Origin of the sequence: Shewanella fodinae (genome assembly GCF_014651955.1) — a bacterium.
GTDB lineage: Bacteria > Pseudomonadota > Gammaproteobacteria > Enterobacterales > Shewanellaceae > Shewanella > Shewanella fodinae.
Genome location: NZ_BMXW01000011.1, coordinates 101,683 through 123,746 on the forward strand (window position 1 = coordinate 101,683; position 22,064 = coordinate 123,746).

A 22,064-nucleotide genomic window follows, 5' to 3' on the forward strand; every position below is an offset into this window, starting at 1 on the left:
CCGTGGATATGGGCTCCAATAGTTTTCATCTAGTCATTGCTAGGGAGCAGGACGGTAGCATCCAGATCCTGCATAAAGAAAAACAGTTAGTACAGTTGGCCGATGGACTGGATGACAACAACATTCTCAGTGATGTAGCCATTAGCCGAGGCATAGCCTGTTTACAGGAGTTTAAGCAACGCTTTTCCAGCCTGCCGTTGCCACAAGTCAGAATGGTCGCCACTTATACTTTGAGGGTGGCAAAAAACCGCGAAGCATTCCTGGAAGCCGCGCAAAAAGTGCTGCCCTACCCCATAGAAGTGGTATCGGGTCACGAAGAAGCGCGGCTTATCTACAGTGGTATTGCCCATACACAAGTGTTAGCGGCACGTAATCTGGTGATTGATATTGGCGGCGGCTCTACTGAAGTGGTGCTAGGCAGTCGCAGTCGTGCCAGTTCGTTATCCAGTCTGCGCTGTGGCTGTGTCAGCTATAACCAGCGTTTTTTCAAAGATGGAGTCATCAGTGCAGCGGCCTTTAACGCCGCACTCAGTGCGGCCGACAAACAGTTTGCCTCACTGTCCAAAGAGTATTTCAGCGGTGACTGGGATCTGACGCTCGGCAGTTCCGGCAGTGTCAAAGCCATCTGCGAAGCGTTGTTGCAGTTTTACAGTGACGATACCGTCACCATGGCGCGACTCAAGCAGCTCAAACAACAGCTGATTAGTTGGGGGCATGTTAACAACATTGTGCTAGAAAATGTTGACAGCAAACGTGCCCCACTGTTGCCCGCCGGACTGGCAATTATGATCAGCTTCTTTCGGCGGTTACCGGTAACCTCGCTGGAGTTTGCCAACGGTGCACTACGTGAGGGTGTATTGTATGAGTTAGCCGGTATCGGCACCTTCAGCGACATCCGACAACGTACGGTAGACAGCATGGCGCAACTCTATCACATTGACCGACAACATGCGGAGAAAGTACGTTTGACGGCGATGACACTGTTTGACGGAGTGGCCGACAGTTGGGGGCTAGCGGATCAGCGACATACGCTGGAATACGCTGCCATTCTGCATGAAATTGGTATTCATATCAGTTCCCGTGCCCATCATAAACACGGGGCTTACATCATTGCGAACAGCGATATGCCAGGATTTGGTGAACAACAACAACAGTTGCTGGCGCGCTTAATTGGCAACCAGCGCAAAAAACTGGATCTGGAACGACTGACACAGTTGGATGAACCAGAAAAACGCCTTTCTATCCGCTTGATTGCCCTGATAAGACTGGCAGTTTTGCTGAATCTAGGGCGTATTGCCAGCGGCATTCACATCAGCAGTGTCAGCACTAGCGAACAAGGGCTGAATCTGGCCTTAAAAGAGCCCAAACACCGCATCAGTCTGTTTGTAAAAGATCTACAACGGGAACAGAAACAGATGGCAAATGTGGCGTTGGACTTGCAATTCAGTTTTGCCTGAACGCACGCACAAGGGGCTATTTTTAGCCCCTTTATTGATAGTTAATCGTCACGGGTTAACACTTCCAGCAGTTCAATCTCAAAATTGAGATTGCTGTTTGGCGGGATCATATTCGCTATCTGCCGTTCACCATAGGCCAACGATGCCGGCACCCACAACCGCCGTTTACCGCCCACTTTCATACCGCTGATACCTTCCACCCAGCCAGCAATGACCTTTTTGTGACTTAACACCGTCTGAAATGGCTGACCTCGCCCATAAGAGGAATCAAATTCAGTACCATCTTCCAACCAGCCTCGATAATGTGCGGTGATCAGTGCACCGCGCACTGCGGCTTTGCCGTCACCTAGCTGGATATCTTCTATTTTTACGTCTGTCGTCATCCGTTATTCGCCTAATCAATTGACTCAAGCAAGCCATTATATCTTGCAAGCGGCGATACCACACGCAACAGCAACTTGAACATGCCCCCAATTAATTTTGTACTTTGGTGCGCAGCTTTCGCCACACTCGCCAGTAAGCCATTCTTACTCTGCGACGGCTCCAATGATCCAGTTCTAGGCATCGTTGATCACCGCTGGCGATACCAAAGTAATTTATCCAGCCTCGTAGATACTGAGCTCACCCGACTATTTATTGATATACTGAGCAGTCTTAAGCTTTTGTTGTTAGGAGCCACTCAAGGCTCCTTTTCTTTTCCTTCACCGAGAGGATAGCGGATGACTGTCACCAAAGGTTCCTGTTTATGTGGCGCCGTCACTTTTGAAATTGACGGGCATTTTGATCGATTCTTACTCTGTCATTGCAGCCGTTGCCGTAAAGATACCGGCTCAGCCCATGCCGCCAATCTGTTTTCTTTCAGTGCCCAGTTGACATGGTTAAGTGGCCAACAGGATGTCACCCATTTTCGGTTAGCAGGAACACTGCACGGCAAGAGCTTTTGCCGCCACTGCGGTTCAGCACTGCCAACGCTGCAAATGGATAATAAATTGCTGGTCGTCCCCGCAGGCTGTCTGGATACCACGTTGGGAATTATGCCAGAAGCGCACATTTTTACCGACAGCAGAGCCGACTGGGATCGCCATCTCGCGACACTGCCAGAATTTGCAAAACTTCCCGGTAGGACTGATGAATAATGGTAGCGATCCGTGCCTACCAACAGTCGGATGCTGATGCTGTTTATCAACTGTTTTATGACACAGTACATACCATCAATTGCAGAGATTATTCTCTGGCGCAATTGCAGGCGTGGGCACCTGAAACCGCTGATAAACGGCGATGGCAACAGCGTCTACTGTGTAATCAGCCTTTACTCGCTTATGCCAATGAACAGATACTGGGTTATGCAGATCTACAACCGGACGGTCTTATCGACCAATTTTTCTGCCATCATGCCCATCAGCAGCAAGGGGTTGGTTCCGCATTAATGCAAGCGTTGTTTATCAAGGCGCAACAGCTGCAACTGCAGAGGATGTATGCGCATGTCAGCATTACCGCCAAACCCTTTTTTGAGCGCTGGCATTTTCAAACAATCCGCATGCAGCAAGTCACCATCCGTGATCAGCAATTGACCAACTATCTGATGGAAAAGTCGCTGGTGTATCTTTATTAACGTCAGCTAACATCGGGGAAGCGCACAGTAGAAATGAGCAGGAGATCTTATGTCGCAGTTATCCAACTACCATCTGATGGCCCGTTACAACCTCTGGATGAATGCTAAGATATATGATGCAGCCGCGACCTTAACACCGGCCCAATTACAGCAGCAGCGCGGCGCCTTCTTCGGCTCTATCATCGCAACACTCAATCATCTGCTAGTGGCTGATATTCTGTGGCTACAACGCTTTGCCAACCAGTATGACAATGGCAAGCTAGCGGCAGTGGCAGCGTTAACGCCGCCTTCTCAGTTAGATCAGATACTTTATCCTGAGTTGTCTCCATTAAGTGCGCAGCGACAATGGCTAGATCAACAGCTGTACGACTGGGTAACGACGTTAACGGAGCTGCAACTGGCCGGAGTGTTAACCTACCGCAACAGTAAAGGTGTGCTACATCGTAAGCCGTTTGCCGCGGTGCTACAGCATTTTTTCAACCATCAGACCCATCACCGAGGACAGCTATCCACGTTGCTGTTTCAAGCAGGTATTGACGTAGGCGTTACGGATCTGCTGGCTTTGATTGATGATGAAGGCGTATAACATGCAAACGACGAGTAATCTATGGCTATCAACGCAGGAACCAGGGGCATGAGCAAAGACTATTTCTCCCATAAAGCACATATTTATGAGCAGGATAATAACCGTGTTGATAACGTTGGTAATATCGCCGATGCCATCCGTCAACAAGTTACATTGTCATCGCAGATGCACTTACTGGACTTTGGTTCAGGCACTGGGCTGTTGCTGGAACGATTAGCCCCGCACGTAAAAAAAATTACGGCGGTGGACATTTCAACGTCAATGCATCAGCAGTTGGCAGAAAAGCAGGACAAACTGCCGTGTGAATTAGCGATTATCCAGGCAAATCTGGAACAAGAGGATATTGATGGTGCGTTTGATGGCATTATTTCCTCCATGACGATGCATCATATTCGAGATATTACGGCGATGTTTGCCAAGTTCCGACAGATGTTGCTACCGGGAGGCTTCATTGCCATTGCCGATCTGGATAAAGAAGACGGCAGTTTTCACACCGATGACACTGGGGTCTGTCATTTTGGTTTTGAACACCAGGAAATTGCCGCCGCCGCACGCCATGTGGGATTTACAGCAGTAAAAATCCGTAACGTCAGTATTGCCCGCAAGCCCCATGGTGATTATCCGGTCTTCCTGTTGACAGGACAGCTTGAGCAATGACTTCGGTGAGTCTTCTGCCATGGCGTTTAGCACGTCTACAGTTGCGCCAATTACGCCCGGATGATATTAGCCCGTTTCATGGGTACCGTAGCGATCCCCGCGTTGCCCGGTTACAGGGATGGACGCCCTATACCTTATCTCAGAGCGAGGCGTTTATTAACGAACAAAGTCGCTTAGTCTTCCCACAAGCGGGCACCTGGCAACAATTGGCGCTGGCGTTAGTAGCCAATGATCAGTTAATTGGCGATGTAGGCATCTGGCTCGCAGACACGTTTACCGAGGCAGAGTTTGGCCTGAGTATCACTTATAACGCTCAAGGACAGGGTTATGGTACTGAAGCCGTTAGCGGAATCATTGCGTTGCTATTTGCGGCGACACCAGTACAACGCATCATCGCCTGTACGGATCATCGCAACACTGCCTGCATCAACGCATTGTCTCGCGCAGATATGACGCTTGAAGTTAGTCGTGAAGCGCAGTACAAAGGTGAGATATGTCAAGAGTTGCAGTTCGCCATCCGTCGTCAAGACTTCCAACAAAGATGACAATTGCAGGGTACAAGTAGAAGGGTCAACATGTTCGTGCTCAAGCAGCAAGTGCAGATTACCAGCCCAAGATTATTGCTGCGTCCTTTTGTTACATCGGATATCCCCACTATCGCCATGCTGGCAAATGATCGTGACATAGCCGATAACACACTCAATATCCCCTACCCCTACAGTGAAGACGATGCGCGGCTCTGGTTAGAGCTACAGGCTCAACAAACACAATGCGGCGATAGCCACACATGGGCCATTACCTTAAAAGATTCGGGTGTTGTGGTTGGTGCCATCAGTTTAACCTTACTGCAGGCACAACAGGCAGAGACCGGCTACTGGATTGGGCGGGAATTTCGTAACCTAGGGTATTGTTCAGAAGCGCTGCAAGCCTTAATCAGAGTTGCGGCTGATACCTACCACTTAACGAGCATTAGCGCAGTGCATTTACGCAGTAATCCTGCATCAGGGCGAGTCATGCATCATGCTGGGATGCAACACATTGCTGCAGATGTGCGACCTGATAGCCAGGGGAAGCGCGTGCCGGTAGAGATTTATTGCTTAGTATTGTCATCCTCTCACTAACAATGCGCTGAAACCGACATGATCAACAACCGCCATCGGTAATACTGCGTCAAAGTGTTGAGACTGATGGGGGCGAGATTCCTACAGTTGCCACAGCAGGAGCGACAAGATTTCTGCCACTGTCTTTAGCTATATACAACATATGGTCAGCCTCTAAAAACAATGTCTCCAAGCAATTCTGCTTTATGTCAATGAGACAACTGGCGACCCCGAAACTGGCGGTTATTCGGATCGGCTTATGTGTAACTGTCAGCGGGTTACACTCCAGCAGAACACGAAGCTGTTCTGCATATCTGACAGCTTGAGGTAACGCAGTATCAGGCAATAGAATTGCCATCTCCTCGCCGCCCCAACGGGCCAGAATATCGTTTTTCCGCTGCTGCTGACTCAGCAAGACCGCGACCTGATGAAGCGCCTGATCCCCCACTTGGTGGCCGTAGTTGTCATTGATAGCCTTAAAATGATCAATATCTATCATAATAAAACTCACCGGCTTACGATGGTTTTCTGCTTGCTGCAGATATTGTCCAGCAATATCCTCAAACGCTCGACGATTGTGTAAGCGAGTCAGCAGGTCATGAGTGGCCAAATACTGTGCGGTAATCTTCTCTTGCTCGATGTTTCGTAACCGAGAAGCTAATACTGTTGCGAGGATCATGGCTTCGAATACCACCCCGATTTCAGCCCCATGAAAGCCCCAGGAGGTGTATGAAATAATCCCCCACACCGATAAGGCACTCGTTAGCAATCCAAACATACTAAAACTCACTGCCAGTAACAGATAACGGGCATCAATTGACGCGGCAACATTCAACAACGCTACCACTATCATTATCAACGTCGTCAGCGTTACAAAGCTAAAGGCAATCCACGACATGAGCAGGTGTAATTGCAAAAAAATGGCGATAACACTGCTGATAATCCCCACCGCAACATAGAGTTTAAGCATTCGCGACAACGGTGATTGCTTACGGCTTAATGGCAGATAACTGCTCAAGAATATCAACCCACATACGCCGTGTAACACCATAAAAAACAATGTGCTGTAGTTTTGTAACTGCGGCGAGTTGGGATAAAACCAGGAAAAGGCAAAACCTTCATAACCTAAATAGCTGATCCGAATACTGCTACATTTTCGCGATGCCGTGTCCGTTGCCGGGGAAAGGCGAAACGGTTTCCATAAAATGCCATACCTTGCCAAGAAGTTCCCGCATGTTTCGGCAACTGTGATTACGGGTTACCGTTTCATGTAGTGCCAACCATAAGCGCTCTATCTTGTTGACCCAAGGTGAGTATACCGGTTGAAACAACAACCTGAACTTGGGGTTGCTCTTGAGCCAAGCCAGGGTTTTACGGCTCTTGTGAATGATGTAATTATCTAGAATTAGCGTGATAGTTTTGGCTTTGCGGTAATGTCGTTTGAGCTTTTCCAGCACCGCAATAAACAGCTCCGACGCCTTGCTGGCGCTGCTCACATAAAGCACTTTTCCTGTCTTGGTATGCAGCGCTCCTGCCAAGTAGTGCTTGCGGTTGTTACCCGGGGTGACCACGCGTTTTTGTTGCCCTTTGGGCATCCAGTCCGCCCCGATTTTGGGGTTAAGGTCGATGTCTACTTCATCTTCATAGAATACCGGGTGCTCAGCACTGCTCTGCTCAAGTGCCTGATTTATGGCGGCCATTTTCTCAGCTTTGTATGGGTCTTTAATGCGCAACGTCGGGGCTGAGCGGCGCCAGACTATGCCTGCTTCGGGTAACAGGCGGCGAATGGTTGATGCAGCGACGCATAGCTTAAGCTGTGCATTAATCACCTTGGCAAGCAGCTCACTGCTCCAGCGGCTACGCTGGTAACCAAAGTCTTCCGGACAAAGCTGGATAAGCAGTGACAGACAGAGCAATATCGGGTTAATAGGCAAGACGGTTGGCCGCCCCGGTTTCTCTGATTTCAGTCCATCAATGCCACATTGGGTGTACCAGCCCAACCATCGGCCGATGCTGGAGCGGGCTGCGCCGGTAATGTGCTGAACTTGGGTAACCGGCAGCCCTTGATGCAACATCAACATCGCAATAAGACGTCGGGCAAAGTGCTTATCGTTGGTTTTTTGAATCAATTTTTGCATGCGCTTGCGCTCAGCGCGGCATAGTGGTGCTAAGATGGCCATTCCCAGTCCTCGGCGAGTGGTGGGTTTGTTTGGCGATAGATCTGATCGCTCAAACAGGACTGAGTTCCCTTCCTGTGATCTACTATTTGGAACAGTTATTTAGATTCATCACCACAAAACAGCCAATATAAAAAGAATAATAAAGAGCGACGATTTGCTTTAGGCTGATGTACAACAGCATATTAAAACCGACAAGCGCCAGTAAAAAACCGTATACAATCCCAAGCACAACATGGGTTTTGATCTGTTGTGAACGCGCTTGTTCAATACTTGTCAGGGCAATTGGCAATGTCAGCGGGTCAAGCGACTTTCCCCGAATAAAAATCTCACTCTCTCCGGGTGGTATATCAACATCAAACATATAACCAATCGTTGGCACCAAATGGTCACTGGCGGGTTCAGCATCTCCCGCATGCCAGTGTTTGAGCACTTGCTGGTGTTGTTGCAGATAAACGTCAACCGACTCAACCCACGTTTGTGCGGCAACCAAACTTTGCCGCAATTGCATTGAGGTTGGATTGGTGATGGAAAGTCTTACCCAAGCAGTTTTGCGGTTAATCCCGAAGGTGAGGAATGGCTGAGCCACCGCAATATAATCCCCGTTCTGGAATCTTTGTTGTACTTGAGCCAGAGATAGCTCTGTAACACTGTCGTCCTGCAAGTAACTAATGGCGGAGACGAAAGGCATTAGCGGCTTATGTTCTGATGCCTCGGCAGCTTGCCAGCAACACATCATCACAAAGATGATAAAACTGCGAAACATCATCATGGGTCAGTTAACGTTTTTCATTCTTGGAAAAATACCTTAGTTTACGAACTAACTAATTAGTCGCCAATAGCGTGATTAGCTCAGGTCTGAAAGCTGTTGCATTATCGGCAACGTTTGTTTGTTGAACCGCACAACATCAGCACTCAAAGGTGGAAATAAAGCAAAACAAGCTGGCAAAAACAAACCACCTTATCGCTAAGGTGGTCTGTAATTAACGCCATTTTATCATCGCACAGTTATGGGACGATAAAGTTCCAACGTGGGTGACAGCTGACACAAGCGTTTTCAGATTTCTGGTGTATTTTATGGCAGCTTAGACATTTAGTTTCAGTACCAAAGTGGCGATTGTTATGCACATTGGTTGGTTTCATATCTTTAGTTTTTTCTGCCAATTTCTTGGTGTTGTGACACTGTACACACTTCATCATAGTCACAGCTTCACGTGGCTGAGCGTCACCATGACAAGAGGCACACTTGACCCCTTTAGAAAAGTGGTACTGATCCAACAACATTTCACTTTTAGCCATAGCGCTTCCAGCAAAAACTGTCAACACCGCCACAATTAATACATTGAATATATTGAATTTCTTCATTTTGATTTTTCCATTTTTCTCATTCGGTAATACGCGTCCACATCATAGACGCCCTCTGCTAACAGCGCGTCTTACAGGCTGGCAACATATTTGCCTGCAAGGTAACCGAAGGTGTAGCAACGGCCTAATGACAAACCGAATACAGTTAACGGATAGTCAACGCCGCCGTAGAAACCCGCCGCCATGTTACCCACGATGAACAGACCTGGAATTTCTTTACCGTCTGCATCCAGTGCTTGGTGATGGGTGTTAACCAGCAAACCAGAACACAGGGTAGAGATACGCATGCGGCGGTGGATACCGTAAAATGGAGGTTTAAGTACAGGCACCATGCGGCTTGCAGTTTTACCGAAATCTTCATCTTTCCCTTTGGCACACAGTTCGTTATAACGCTTAACGCTGGCAACAAAGGTCTTAGGGTCACATTCCAGTTTCTTCGCCAGCTCTTCCAGTGTGTCAGCTTTGTAAGTGTTGGTGATGGACGGGAATACCCCAGGTTTTTCACCTGGCTCTTCAGGCATATACACTTTGATTTCTTCGGGGCTATATAGATGACCTGGCCAATCTTTGGCAGTTGTCATGTAATCTGCATCAAACACTTGAGAGTAGTGACCTTGGTTCACTTCATCTTTCAAGTAGTTATTCATCAAAGACATTTCAACAGTTTCGTTGACGAAACGCTCACCTTTACGGTTGACAGCCAAGAATGGCATATCGCACATTGACGCAGGGCCCGCATCGAAGTCATGCAGCATTTTGGTGTGGCCAACGGGTTCGATAACACCGCCCGCCCAGTAAGCCATTGCAAAGCCATCGCCCATACGATCTTGTTGCTTACGCTCGAAGTTTTTCAGATCAGGGATGAAGAAATCACACATGGCTTTGTTGTTCTGATAGTCACCAGCAGACAAGATAACGCCTTTCTTCGCCATATATTTGTGGTATTTACCATCACGGTCTTGTGCAATAACACCGACAACTTTGCCTGATTTTTCTTGGATCAGTTGTTTTGCTGGCATATTGTAAAAGAACTTCACGCCAGCCTTTTCGGCAGTTTTTGCCAGCGCACGCATACCATCGCCAGTGGTATAAGGTTTAGGGCCACAGAAAGAGGTAACAAAGTTCAAACGGTCGCCTTTGTCAGCAATACCGTGAATACCGTGTTGTGGGCCAGTACCTTGGTCAACCACCTGACCACCGCCCTTTTTGATACGATCAATCACCCAAGTAACCGCTTCACCTGAGTTATATGCCCATTCTCTCAACAGCCCAGGATGTGAACGGTGCTGGTTGTCCGCCATTAAACGGTTTACCAAAGCCTCGATAGCAGATTTATCACTGTTTTTCAGATCGATACCTGAACCAGTGTTACCTTGCGAAATAGCTGTAGCTTGTTTTTGCAGACAAGCTACGGAAGCACCTGATTCACGGGCAGACAATGCTGCAGGAACCCCTGATGCCCCGGCACCCACAACGACTACGTCAAAGGTTTGGGTAGAGGCGATTTCTGCATCAGAAATCTCTTTTGGTTTAGGCATGAATCCAAGCGTTGCGCCGCCAATTTCTGCATATTGCTGTCCGACGACAAGCGGATCGGCACTAGCAGTGCCTACGCCCAGACCAGCAACTGCTAAACCACCTGTTCCAACCGCCATACGGCTAAGGAAGGTACGGCGTGAGATGCCATTTTGTAAAACATTAGCTGTATATTGGTCGACTTCTTGTTTTTTCTGAGAATGGTCTTTACTCATATTGGGCTCCTTTACTCATTTTCATTCCCCCTAGACCCACGTAAGCAAACAGTGTTTACTGCTAACCATGACGCTGTCTTTGGTTATAACTGCATATAATTTCTTGTAAAAAAATTGGAGTGAGATCGTGAAAAAACTGATTAAAAATCACACATCCTGCAAACATTTTTAAATATATTACATATGACATATAACCAAAAGAACGATACTTTATGTCTTTGCAGCGCTTCGCAAAATCGTCCATTTTGCGAGCTGCTATTCAAAAGATTTCATTTGCTTTCATGAATATAAAAAAGTTGATAACACATCACAGAACCAGCGCATCGATACTCATAGGGCAAAATGGTTTTAAGGAGAACACCGCTTTAGCTGTTGAAGCAGTATTAACATTGTGAAATAACTAAACGGGGTAATGACTTCAAGATGCTAGGATAATAAGCTTGCTGAGAGCGGGATTGAGTAGATGATTATCGTTTAATCCGTACACACTTGTTCATCCTCCTCGGGCTTAAAATCCTGCGGCTGTATAACTGGTGTCCTAACGTCTTCTTTGTGTTAGCTAGCAAATTCATGAAACAGGTGTCAAATGAATACCATAGGTTTACTCGGCGGAATGAGCTGGGAAAGCACTCAAAGTTACTATCGATTGATAAATCAGGGTGTCAACGCTAGGTTGGGAGAATTACATTCAGCCCAATTAGTGTTGTACAGTGTTGATTTTTCGCCAATAGAACAGCTACAACATCAGGGCGACCTGGCAGGCAACAGCCCGGATACTGTGCCAAGCAGCACACAGCATCGAACAAGCGGGTGCCCAGGCTCTGCTTATCTGTACCAACACCATGCATAAAGTGGCCGATGAAATTGCTGCCGCAATCAACATTCCGTTACTTCATATTGCCGATGCCACAGGTGAAGTATTGCAGCGGCAAGGGATCAAAACCGTTGGATTGCTGGGAACAGCCTTTACCATGGAGCAGGATTTTTATCGAGAGCGGTTGCGACAGAAATTTGGACTTGAAGTATTAATCCCACCACCTCAACAACGCCAGTTGGTGCATCAAGTGATTTATGAGGAACTTTGCGCAGGTAAAATACTCTCCGCCTCAAAAGCAACTTATCTCGACATCATTGATGAACTGGCAACCCGTGGTGCCGAAGCGGTGATTCTTGGTTGTACTGAAATCGGGCTATTGGTGCAGCAACAAGACACCCACATCAAGCTGTTAGATACCACCACCCTGCATGCAGCAAAAGCCGTAGACTTTGCACTAGGCACGACTTCACCACAGGAGTAATTGCCTCTTATGTTTGGCACCCATGATATTGCACTATTTATGCTGTCAGGTTTACTACTAAATTTAGTCCCTGGCCCCGATTCGTTATTGATTATAAGCAAAAGTGCCACTCACGGTTGGCGAGCGGGATGTGTTGCCGCATTGGGGATTGGCAGTGGTTTGTTAGTCCATATTTTCGCTGCGGCGCTTGGTTTGTCGGCGATCCTCGCCAGTTCTGCAACAGCCTTTACAATTGTCAAAATCATCGGCGCCATCTACTTGATTTATATTGGAATAAAGGCGTTATTACAGAAAGCCAATCACGCCGACACCAACATGGCTCAAACACAAACGATGCCTGCCGAAAGCCTGCGACAAGTCTATGTCCAAGGCTTTTTTACCAATGCCCTTAACCCTAAGGTAGCACTGTTCTTTTTAGCCTTTGTGCCGCAGTTTATCAGCCAGGATGCAGATCATAAGGCTGTTGCCTTTATGTTTCTGGGGCTGATTTTTGAGTGCAACAGCATGCTCTACTGCTTATTGCTGGCAGTACTCGCCGATAGCGCAAGTAAACACTTGAAAGGGCGACAGCAACTAGGCATTTGGCTCAACAAGCTAGTCGGCACTTTGTTTGTGTCCCTTGGAATTAAGCTAGCACTAGCCAGTCGTGGCTAGACTATACGAGGTCGGCTAACGGCATCCCCACTGCTTGGCCGTTTGTTGTATCATGTAGCAATTTTTGGAGACGGGTCAGATTTTCCGTCAGAGGTTATTGCATGAAGCTGTTGAAAATTTGTCTAGCACTAGGATGTCTACTCAGTTCCCCGTTCGTCAGTGCCCAATCTGCCCCCATTGTCCAGATCCAGTCTGGAAGAATCGCAGGTCTGCACCAACAAGATGTGGATATTTTTTTGGGCATTCCTTACGCCAAACCACCGCTGGGAGAATTGCGCTGGCAGCGACCACTGACCGCACCCGCATGGCGTGGTATCCGGCAAGCCACCACATTCGGCCCCAGTTGCATGCAAGCCCCCCTGCCAAATGATGCCGCCCCACTTCCAGATAATTACAGCGAAGACTGTCTTACCTTAAATATCTGGCGTCCCAGCCAATTAAAAGGACCAACACCGGTTATGGTTTGGATCCACGGCGGTGGTTTTGTCAACGGCGGTAGTGCCTCCCCGGTATATGATGGTGCCGCATTTGCTCGTGCTGGTGTTATCTTTGTCAGCTTCAACTACCGACTTGGACGGTTGGGATTTTTTGCTCATCCGGCAATGGATGGCAATATGTTTGTCGGAAACTTCGGCCTGACGGATCAGATAAAAGCCTTACGCTGGGTCCAGGACAACATCATCCAGTTTGGCGGAGATCCCCGCAATGTCACCCTGTTTGGCGAATCCGCTGGCGGTTATAGTATCAATGCGTTGCTGAGCAGTCGCTTTGGTCGCGATCTGTTTCAAAAAGCGATTATACAATCAGGAAATGGTCGTCACAGTCTTGCAGGAGAGCAGAGTTGGCAACAGGCAAAAACCATAGGAATGGCGTTTGCGGCAGCTCATGGCATTGGCGGTACCGACAAAATGGCACTACAGGCACTCAGAGCCCTTCCTGCGACTGAAATTACTGGCGATCTTAACCTGTGGACAATGGCGAAAAATCATCAAACCTATTCCGGGCCAATGACTGATGGTCAGGTGGTGGAAAAGGAACCTCAAGTTGCTTATCAACGGGGAGATTTTGCCAGAGTGCCATTATTAGTAGGTGCCAATAGTGCAGATTTGGGGTTTGTTACCACGCCACCAGTTAACCGTGAAGCCGTGTTGGCGCAATTTGGTGCTGACAGCAGTGCGGCGGCAATGGCCTACAGCGGGATCACCGATAAAAATGCACTGGCATACCAAATTGCCATGCAGAAACTGATGCTGGAGCCAGCACGCTTTGTTGCTCGAACCTTTGCGGCGCATAATACGCCAGTGTGGCAATATCGCTTCGGTTATGTAGCCAAGCGTCAGCAGCACAATGGCGCTGGTGCCACGCACGCCAGTGAAATCCCCTTTATATTTAATACGCTGCCAGCGGTATATGGGGATAAGGTTACAACTGAAGATCAACAAGTGGCCAACATGATGCAGCAGTACTGGGTAAACTTCGCCAAAACTGGCAATCCCAACGGCACATCGTTGCCAGAGTGGCAACAATACCAACCGACAACTGATCGCCTTTTGTGGATTGCACCTCAAGGTATCAGCGCAACTCAAAGCCTGACCGATCCGCAGCAAGCCCAGTTGGATTTAGTAGAAAAGCTGCAGCAATAGGTTATTCCATCAGTAAAAAAAGGCCACCTAAATAAGGTGGCCAATCACTTAAACGAATCTTCCTTGATAAATGTCGATAGCAACGATGGGTAAATCTTATTGATTCAACACGACCACTCGTTGGGATCGTAGTTTGCCAGCACTTTGGCATAACCGGCGTTCAAACCACGAGTGGAATAAAAGTATCCTTCTCCTTGTGCGGTTTTGGCATACGCAATGTCACAACACTCAGGATCTGCCGCTAACTGCTCCCGCAAAGCTTCGCGTCCTTCACTATCAAGCGCATACGGCTTGTAATTCAGAATCGACTCATCAACGACTGCATTATGCTGACAACTGGCTTCACGGATTTGCTGCACCAACGTTGGCAACACCTCGCCACGGCGGATAGCCAGCCAGCGATTAGCATAGCTATCCACAATATGCTTTCTTGAGAAGAAATAATGCTCATCGGCAGATTTCCTCATACAGATGTCCGCATACTCCGGTGCCAATATCAGTTGAACATATTGCCCAACAACATCTTCATCTTCAGGCTCTTCTTCCAGACCGATGACCGCTGCCACTTGTGGCAGGGTCACCAGTTTTCCGTGTTGGCTAAAGAGTCTGATGTATTTCACCAGATCCTGCATGGTCGATTACCCCGGTAACAAACCTTTGGCGGCCAGCTTATCAGCTGCGTAACCTAAACCAAATTTTTCCAGAGTTGCACGAGTGGGTATACCAGTTTCACTATCCCAACCCCACGCTTCATAGAACATACCCAGCGCCTTTTGGATGTCATCACGATCCATTTTGATGGTGCCCTGATCACCGAAGTTCTTATCTGGATCTATGTCATAAACCCAATCAGACAACACATCATGATCTCGACGCAGGTCATTAGAGTTCATCTCAAGGGCAGTGAAAGCACGGTGCAACTGCACTGTACGTTCGGCCATAATATCCAACTCTTCTTCAGTAACCTTATCACCAGTCACCAAGCTGTACATTTGGGCTTCGATAGAGCTATCACCACGATAATTCTTTTCTTTGTCTGGAGAAATTATCAATGGGAACACCCAGTTACAGATAGTTAATGAATCATGTAGCACGTTTTTGACCACGCACCACTTAGCAAAGTTAACTTTGCCCTGGTTGATGGGGGTATACCACTTCACCGGGTCAAAGGCACCTTCACCAAATTTTTCTGCGCATACTTCTGCCAGAATATCGTAAGGTAAACCACCATTAACCACGTTGATATGAGAGTGGCACATTGGATCACGGTTAAAGATAACGTTGATCAACGTACCTACCTGGCTAGCACATTCACTGGCATGGTGCAGAGCATGGCGCATGCTGCGGTTGAACAAATGCACATTGCTCTCCGCATAGATATTCCAGTTATCAATCGCCGGGTTAGTACCATCCAATTTCCAAATATCAATATAGGAAACGGGATCACCCATCATACGGCCCAACGCGTTTTCATGAGGGTAACTGTCAGGGAAAGCAACACGTTTATACAGATCAACCAAAAATTCAGGTTCGTTATTGTCCCATTGTTCCCAAGGAACATCCGCGAACTCCTCCGCTGACAGCAGATGCTTGAACAGATCGGCCGTTTTCATATCTTTAAAGATATGATGAGTCAGCCCGTACCCAGAAAAAATACCGTAGTCATCACGTAAATATGCGCCCGCAGTCGCTGTCAGTGCATACTGTTCTGTCCCTGCGGTTGTTGGCATCAAATAGTTGCCCCAAATGAAACCACCGCAAGTGTTGGTAATGTATTCAGATTTGAATTTGAAGCGGCTCTTTAATTCAGGCACTTTCATTTCGCAATAGCAGCGAATTGGGCATGCGTGGCAGCCGCCCATGCGTTTTAACCACTTGTTGGTGTATTCCACCCCAACATACATTTCGGCCATTGAGCAGCGGTAACCGATACGATTCCTTTCATTCCAAGCAACTTCTCCCAGTTCTACAGGTTCGTCCGCGGCCCCCCATTTAATCTCATCGCGAGCTTTCCAACGGCTGCCAGAACTATAGTATTCAGCCCAAGACTGCGGAGTCGACGGTACCACGTTATTGTTGTTGGAGCCGATAATACCGAGAATATGGTCATCCAGTGCGCGCATCTCATCGCGAGAAGCTTTGATGGTACAGGTGCCTGTACCATGAACCCCCACACCTTTCAGATTCTTCGACCCCATGACGGCACCATGACCACCTGCCGCATGACCACCTGGAGTCATAAAACCGGACATGGGCACCAAATTTTCACCCGCTTGACCGATAGAAAATACCTGAGCGTCCTGCCCCATCAACTTAGTCAATTCAGCGTTACTATCAAAAGTCCCCTTTCCCCAAATAGCAGTAGCTGATTCAATACTGACTTTATCGTCTTCAATACGGATCCACACTGGTGAATTCGCTTTACCAATAACCGCCAAAGCATCATAACCAGCATATTTAAATTCTGGGCCAATGTGTCCACCAACGTGACCATCGGTAATCAGATGTCCCGGTGTAGCAGGACTTCTTGAGGTGACCGTCATACGTCCTGAACAGATAACCCCAGAGCCGGTTAAAGGTCCAATTGAATAAACGATCACATTTTCAGGATCTGTGCCTAATTGTCCGTCAACATGGTGGTCCCACAAAATTTTATATCCAATACCAGAACCGCCAAGATAATCGAGATATTTTTCTGTGGGCTCGGTCCAAATTTCGCTGGTGGTTAAATTTACCCATAAAACTTTACCAGCCCATCCGCCGTAATTCATAGCCATTTGCTTTACCTCTTATCCGACCAAACCGGTATAGTTGTTATATATTTCCAATGCTTCTTCTGCTTCTTCCCAGGTATAGAATTTAATTGCACCAGTAGTACACACTTGAGCACAATTAGGTTCACCCTGACACAAGTCACATTTAACGGATTTCATTTTACTGCGAACAACTTTAATTGTTTGCTGTGGACATTTGTCTGCACAATAACCACAACCGACGCAAAGTGATTCATCCACTTCTCTTGCACCAGTTTTTTCATTAATTGAAATAGCCTTTTGTGGACACACTTCCATACAGACATTACATTGATGGCAAGTTTGCGGCACCAGAGTAAAATCGCCGCTTTCACCACGTTGTTCATAATAATTTGATTGAACGCCATGTGGGCCATAGTTCATATTATGAGCGACCTTTACCCTGGCAATTGTTGGTCCGCAATCGCCTTCATGGTTCCAGCCGCAAGCGGCTTCACAGCGTCGGCAACCAACACATAGTATTGGGTTTACAACCATTAATCCGCCTGGCATAACAACGACTTCGCCGTTGCCATTATCATTATTGTCGCTACCGCAACCTGTCAAAAAGCTGACGAGAGTACCACTGTATACTGTACCTACAGCAACTCCCATGCTACCTTTCAGCATTCCTCGTCTGGTGATCATCTTATTTCCCTTTATTAGCTAAAGAAATATAATTAAAATATGCTTCCTGGTATATCCCGACAATTAATCATAATGTTAATAGAGATTATATTTTTCTTGTTCAAGTCACAGTTAGTAAATTCTATTGCATTGTGAAATACGCTTTGCTGATGTTATCAAATTTATTTTTTCACTTTTGCTGAAAATGAAAATGCTGATTCAGAAAAAGCAATATTTTAGCGTTGACCCACTCTTAACAATTAACAAACCAAATACCAGAGATTCATCACACACATATCCTCATAAATAAATAGAGTATATTCTCGAGTGCATTCCTATTAGATCCCGACACTTTTCTAAACAAGGAATGAAATATATGAAGACCAAAACCCATATTTTATGGTTGTCATTATTATCATTAAATTACGGAATATTAGCAGGATGTTCTGATGATAATGATAATAACCAAGTGGATAATCCCACTCCGCCTGTTAGCGATGTGGACGTGGATATCAACAATGCCACAACGCTGAGTGCGCAGATTGAAGCGGTCAACATTGACGATAAAACACAAGTCAGTGTGGATTTCTATCTGAGTAACGCCAATGGGGTGGCGGTGATTGGCCTTGATAAGCTTGATAGTATCGCCACTTTAGGTGTCGGTATTGCCAAACTTGGTCAGCCACAACCACTGCTGCCAAACAAAGATGCTGTTGCTGATTACAATACCAAAGACCAAATGGCCGAAGGTGAGGAGTGGATCAGTTATATCAATAATCAAGTGGCACCGGGATCCGGCGCAGGAACAAAAGCGACCACTGAATGGCAAGCCGGTATTGAAACCAGCTGCAAACTAGATTGCATTACAAATCTGGGCGGCGGGCATTATCGCTATACCTTCAGTAAGGCATTGAATGCCTATTCACAATTTGAAGGATTGGATACCAATTATGATGCCAATGCAACTACCCGCATCTATCTGGAATTGCTGCCAACAAGTGACAGCGATGTCACCAAAAAACTGATCAATATCACTTACGATTTTATACCGGCAACCGGCGCAGTTGCTAAAGCCGATGAAGGCCGTCAGTTGATTGATCCGCAGCAAAGTTGCTATCGCTGCCATACTGCCAATTTAGGCAGTAGCGAACATCGTTTGTTGATGCATGGTGGTAAACGGTTCAACTTTGAAGGTTGTGTCATGTGTCACACCACCTATTCTGCCGATCCTGAAACCGGTAATCCTATTGATATGGCCACGCTGGTGCATAAAATCCATCAGGCTGACTATAAAATTGTGGGACATAATGCCAGCATGAACGATTTCAGTGGTGTGCATTATCCAGGTGAAATTGCAGATTGTCAGAGCTGTCACATCAGTAATGCTGCACCGCAAGCAGATCAGTATTATATTCCGGGAAACAACAGCTGCCTGAGTTGCCATAAAGACAAAATCAGCCAAGCTCCCAACACCTGGAACGGTACTGCTGCTTCACTGTTCCATGACCGCGAACTGTTTCCCAAAGCATGGGCGAACAGCTGTGCCGGTTGTCATCCAGACAGTAATAATCCTAAAGGTGCCGGCCTGATCCACGATCAGTTACTTCAGACTCGCAGCAGCATTAAAGATCTGTACGGTCTCTCCCTGAGTTCTGTTGCTTTGGGAACCGGCACACTGACAGCAACCGTTGACTTTGACAAACTCAATACCTTCCCAGCTCAGGATAGTGCTATCAGTGCGCTGTATTTGGTCGTCAACGGTAAGCCTGATGTTATTGCCCGTCCGGTCAATAATGGTCAGCATAAGCTATGGGATATCAGTAAAGCCAATAGCAACGTCACTCTGACCATGAATGGCAACAAACTGACAGCGACTATCAACGGTGTTACTGCTGCCGATTTTGGCGATGTAGCCTCTGCTGTAGTGAAGGCCAAAATGCTGGTATGTGCCAACCAGGACTCAGTGACATCTGTTGACTGTAACAGTGATCAGGCAGCAACTCAGGTTGAAGTTATGTCTGCTAACGCACTGGATTTGACCGGAGCTAACGCTAGCCGCGCTATCGTGGCTGACGAAGGCAAGTGTCAAGCATGTCATGATAGTGAAATGCAGCAGCGAATTGTTGATGCACATACGCTTGCCGGCAATGCAGCAACCAATGCTAACTTCGCACCAGGTAACGATAAGTGCGGCAGTTGTCATAATCCAGTAAGTGCCACAGCACTGACCGATGGCAGCTGCAACAGCTGTCACAACAATGACACTGTTGCCTATATGGGTGCCGATATTTACCACACTGCTGGAGCTGACCATATCAAGTCAATCCGCACTGCAAATAACACGCTCAACTATCGTGAAATGGTGCATTCTCTGCACGCAGGAACTCGTACTGTTAAAGGTATGGGTGCGCCGAGGGATGAGACAACTTATCCGCAATCAGCAGCCAACTGCCAAGCCTGTCACGATGAAGGTCAGTTAGACTTCACTGGGCTGAAAACTGAAAACTCTCAGTTAGTGGCAACGGTAGGCGCCACTGCCGATGGTCAAGTGACCGAACTGTCACCAACAGTAGCCACCTGTGCTGGCTGCCACAGCAAGGTTGCCGACTGGGCTGGTCACGCCAAAGAGTTTGGTGGTGTAGTTGAAGATAACGCCAGTGCTGGTCGTATCTACAAGGCGGGTGACGAAACTTGTTACTACTGCCACGCAGAAGGCCAAGCTTACGGGGTAATCAAGCTCCACAAGGAAGCCAGTCAAAAATAGTCTGACTTTTGATAGAAAAAACGGCGCCGTGGCGCCGTTTTTTATGGCTGCGAGTCTTGTAGCAGTTCTGCCATCGTGACCAATCGATAGCCTCTTGCCCGTAATCCTTCGATGATGGATGGTAACGCAGCTCTTGATGCCTCACGGCTAGCATACATGACATGCAACAGCACGATACTACCCGGCTTCACCTCGCTAATGACACGTTGCGCAATGGTGTCGGCATCGGCACCTAAATCAGAGTCAGCTTCCACATTCCAAGTCACAGTCACTCGCTGGTGTTGCTTAAGATACCAAGGCAACAGCAGCAATTTTTTGCCATAAGGCGGACGGAAATAGATAGGACCACGATAACCGGCTTCTCGAATAACGGCATCCGTCTGCTCAATCTCATTAGCAATGACAGCATATGAGTGAAAAACCAGTCTTGGATGTGACCAAGAGTGATTGCCCAACTGGTGCCCTGCGGCAACAATTGCCTTGGTCATGGCACTATGCTGTGATGCCTCACGGCCAGTAACGAAAAATGTCGCCTTGACCTGATAACGTGCCAACGTCGCCAGCACATCGGGGGTGTACTGTGCTGAGGGCCCATCATCAAAAGTCAGTGCAACTACGGGGACGGCAGTATCAATATGAGAGACCAACTTGCCAAACAGCTGAAAATCCCGGGAACGCGATAACAACAAAAGTGCCACACCGAGCAGCAAGAACAGTACAACACCAATTCCCAAGCGTTTAAACAGTCGCAATTTATTCATAAGATAATCCTAGGAACCCATCAACAACTCAGCCAACATTGGCAGAACAGAGAATGCCAACAATGCCCATTGCCTAAGCAGTATTGACGATGGCGGGCTCTTGCTAATCAAGGTTGCAGATGCACCTATAGCGGCCATATGCTGACTCACGTAAAAAAACCACAGAAACACTGCTGTAGCCAACAGCAACTGCAATGTGATGTTATCACCTCGGCAGTGTTCATCCCGACAGCGACTCTCACGCCTTAGTATTCTCACCCATTGAAACAATCATCCTTTCATGAAACCCAAAGGACAAGCTAATCTGTCTATGACAGTAACCGCACTGCTGCGGCCAATCAACCATGAGAAGTACAACAGATAATCCAGTCAAAGGCATACTGTCGCCACTGTAACGGCAGAAACAATACCTAGAAGTCTATGTTGCCAACAGCAACATTAGTGTCCCCAAGCAAATACACTCAGCAACGGCAAACTGCGGCGAATACCAACGTTAACGCCAGAAGCCATCATCAACAGATTATTGGCCAATGTCACCGATGACGACACGGAAAATTACAAACTCCATAAAAAATGTATGGTCCGCCTCGTTGTTGCAAGCATAAAATCCAATGACGAGGTGGGTCTGCGCTAATGTATTCGGAGTCTCTGTTGGAGGCTCTCGCCTACCGCTCCACGATGAGTTCCGCGCCAGAATATCCTCAAAAAGCCCAAAGCATTTGACTGCTGTTTTTATTATCAGGTTTTACTCCGGTGGTACTACCGTTTTCGTCATCTTCACTCTATTCATGCAAACGCTGGTTGCAGCTTTGCTGCGTTA

The 22,064-nt window shown here is 47.3% G+C and carries 21 protein-coding genes and 1 pseudogene; 11 read left to right on the forward strand and 11 right to left on the reverse strand.

The features are described from left to right. Positions 1-8 precede the first annotated feature (8 nt). Positions 9-1,457, forward strand: coding sequence for a Ppx/GppA phosphatase family protein (locus IE064_RS11390; RefSeq protein ID WP_189617945.1), 1,449 nt, complete (start codon positions 9-11; stop codon positions 1,455-1,457). A 41-nt stretch (positions 1,458-1,498) separates the two neighbouring features. On the opposite strand, the gene IE064_RS11395 is transcribed toward IE064_RS11390, so the two are convergent. Both IE064_RS11395 and IE064_RS11400 read right to left on the reverse strand, forming a co-directional pair. After that, positions 1,499-1,840 carry an FKBP-type peptidyl-prolyl cis-trans isomerase gene (locus IE064_RS11395; protein WP_189617921.1) on the reverse strand — a complete coding sequence of 114 codons (342 nt, stop codon included), beginning with the start codon at positions 1,838-1,840 and terminating at the stop codon, positions 1,499-1,501. Positions 1,841-1,931: 91 nt separating this feature from the next. After that, a complete protein-coding gene (locus IE064_RS11400) occupies positions 1,932-2,057 on the reverse strand; it encodes a group II intron maturase-specific domain-containing protein (protein ID WP_189617946.1) in 126 nt (41 codons plus the stop codon). Positions 2,058-2,176: 119 nt separating this feature from the next. Here IE064_RS11400 and IE064_RS11405 point away from each other — a divergent pair, with 119 nt between their 5' ends. From IE064_RS11405 to IE064_RS11430, 6 genes are read left to right on the forward strand one after another with little or no spacing between them, the layout of a single operon-like run. Beyond that, a complete protein-coding gene (locus tag IE064_RS11405) occupies positions 2,177-2,593 on the forward strand; it encodes a GFA family protein (protein WP_189617922.1) in 417 nt (138 codons plus the stop codon). Then, positions 2,593-3,069 carry a GNAT family N-acetyltransferase gene (locus tag IE064_RS11410; protein WP_229799997.1) on the forward strand — a complete coding sequence of 159 codons (477 nt, stop codon included), beginning with the start codon at positions 2,593-2,595 and terminating at the stop codon, positions 3,067-3,069. The genes IE064_RS11405 and IE064_RS11410 overlap by 1 nt, the downstream gene beginning before the upstream one ends. A 49-nt stretch (positions 3,070-3,118) precedes the next feature. Continuing rightward, positions 3,119-3,655: a DinB family protein gene (locus IE064_RS11415; RefSeq protein ID WP_189617923.1), complete on the forward strand. Its 537-nt coding sequence runs from the start codon at positions 3,119-3,121 to the stop codon at positions 3,653-3,655. Positions 3,656-3,703: 48 nt separating this feature from the next. Continuing rightward, positions 3,704-4,312, forward strand: coding sequence for a class I SAM-dependent methyltransferase (locus tag IE064_RS11420; protein ID WP_189617924.1), 609 nt, complete (start codon positions 3,704-3,706; stop codon positions 4,310-4,312). 5 nt (positions 4,313-4,317) lie between these two features. Next, on the forward strand, positions 4,318-4,857 hold the full coding sequence (locus tag IE064_RS11425) for a GNAT family N-acetyltransferase (RefSeq protein WP_189617925.1): 540 nt from the start codon (positions 4,318-4,320) through the stop codon (positions 4,855-4,857). A gap of 30 nt (positions 4,858-4,887) precedes the next feature. Further along, on the forward strand, positions 4,888-5,433 hold the full coding sequence (locus tag IE064_RS11430; protein WP_189617926.1) for a GNAT family N-acetyltransferase: 546 nt from the start codon (positions 4,888-4,890) through the stop codon (positions 5,431-5,433). Between the two features lie 49 nt (positions 5,434-5,482). Here the strand turns inward: IE064_RS11430 and IE064_RS11435 are convergent, their stop codons facing one another. The 5 genes from IE064_RS11435 to IE064_RS11455 form a co-directional block, all read right to left on the reverse strand. Then, a complete protein-coding gene (locus tag IE064_RS11435) occupies positions 5,483-6,634 on the reverse strand; it encodes a GGDEF domain-containing protein (protein WP_189617927.1) in 1,152 nt (383 codons plus the stop codon). Further along, positions 6,561-7,592, reverse strand: coding sequence for an IS630-like element ISSen5 family transposase (locus tag IE064_RS11440; RefSeq protein ID WP_189617928.1), 1,032 nt, complete (start codon positions 7,590-7,592; stop codon positions 6,561-6,563). The genes IE064_RS11435 and IE064_RS11440 overlap by 74 nt, the downstream gene beginning before the upstream one ends. 82 nt (positions 7,593-7,674) lie before the next feature. After that, a complete protein-coding gene (locus IE064_RS11445) occupies positions 7,675-8,361 on the reverse strand; it encodes a 7TMR-DISMED2 domain-containing protein (protein ID WP_189617929.1) in 687 nt (228 codons plus the stop codon). Between the two features lie 236 nt (positions 8,362-8,597). Further along, positions 8,598-8,888, reverse strand: coding sequence for a cytochrome c3 family protein (locus IE064_RS11450; protein WP_229799998.1), 291 nt, complete (start codon positions 8,886-8,888; stop codon positions 8,598-8,600). Between the two features lie 137 nt (positions 8,889-9,025). Then, positions 9,026-10,705 (reverse strand): FAD-dependent oxidoreductase, encoded by a 1,680-nt coding sequence (locus IE064_RS11455; RefSeq protein ID WP_189617930.1) that lies wholly within the window; start codon positions 10,703-10,705, stop codon positions 9,026-9,028. A 586-nt stretch (positions 10,706-11,291) separates the two neighbouring features. Here IE064_RS11455 and IE064_RS11460 point away from each other — a divergent pair. From IE064_RS11460 to IE064_RS11470, 3 genes and pseudogenes are all read left to right on the forward strand, one after another. After that, a pseudogene (locus tag IE064_RS11460) lies at positions 11,292-12,003 on the forward strand (aspartate/glutamate racemase family protein). Positions 12,004-12,012: 9 nt separating this feature from the next. Further along, a complete protein-coding gene (locus IE064_RS11465) occupies positions 12,013-12,657 on the forward strand; it encodes a LysE family translocator (RefSeq protein WP_189617931.1) in 645 nt (214 codons plus the stop codon). 101 nt (positions 12,658-12,758) lie between these two features. Then, positions 12,759-14,300: a carboxylesterase/lipase family protein gene (locus IE064_RS11470; RefSeq protein WP_189617932.1), complete on the forward strand. Its 1,542-nt coding sequence runs from the start codon at positions 12,759-12,761 to the stop codon at positions 14,298-14,300. A gap of 104 nt (positions 14,301-14,404) precedes the next feature. On the opposite strand, the gene IE064_RS11475 is transcribed toward IE064_RS11470, so the two are convergent. The 3 genes from IE064_RS11475 to IE064_RS11485 are packed head-to-tail and all read right to left on the reverse strand — an operon-like array spanning position 14,405 to position 17,740. Beyond that, positions 14,405-14,932: a YdhW C-terminal domain-containing protein gene (locus IE064_RS11475; RefSeq protein WP_189617933.1), complete on the reverse strand. Its 528-nt coding sequence runs from the start codon at positions 14,930-14,932 to the stop codon at positions 14,405-14,407. A 6-nt stretch (positions 14,933-14,938) separates the two neighbouring features. Next, positions 14,939-17,077, reverse strand: a complete 2,139-nt coding sequence (locus IE064_RS11480; RefSeq protein WP_189617934.1) for an aldehyde ferredoxin oxidoreductase — start codon at positions 17,075-17,077, stop codon at positions 14,939-14,941. Positions 17,078-17,089: 12 nt separating this feature from the next. Continuing rightward, positions 17,090-17,740, reverse strand: a complete 651-nt coding sequence (locus tag IE064_RS11485) for a 4Fe-4S dicluster domain-containing protein (RefSeq protein ID WP_189617935.1) — start codon at positions 17,738-17,740, stop codon at positions 17,090-17,092. Positions 17,741-18,095: 355 nt separating this feature from the next. Between IE064_RS11485 and IE064_RS11490 the strand changes: the two genes are divergently transcribed. Further along, positions 18,096-20,483 (forward strand): OmcA/MtrC family decaheme c-type cytochrome, encoded by a 2,388-nt coding sequence (locus tag IE064_RS11490; protein ID WP_189617936.1) that lies wholly within the window; start codon positions 18,096-18,098, stop codon positions 20,481-20,483. A gap of 41 nt (positions 20,484-20,524) precedes the next feature. On the opposite strand, the gene IE064_RS11495 is transcribed toward IE064_RS11490, so the two are convergent. After that, positions 20,525-21,244 (reverse strand): polysaccharide deacetylase family protein, encoded by a 720-nt coding sequence (locus tag IE064_RS11495; protein WP_189617937.1) that lies wholly within the window; start codon positions 21,242-21,244, stop codon positions 20,525-20,527. Positions 21,245-22,064 lie beyond the last annotated feature (820 nt).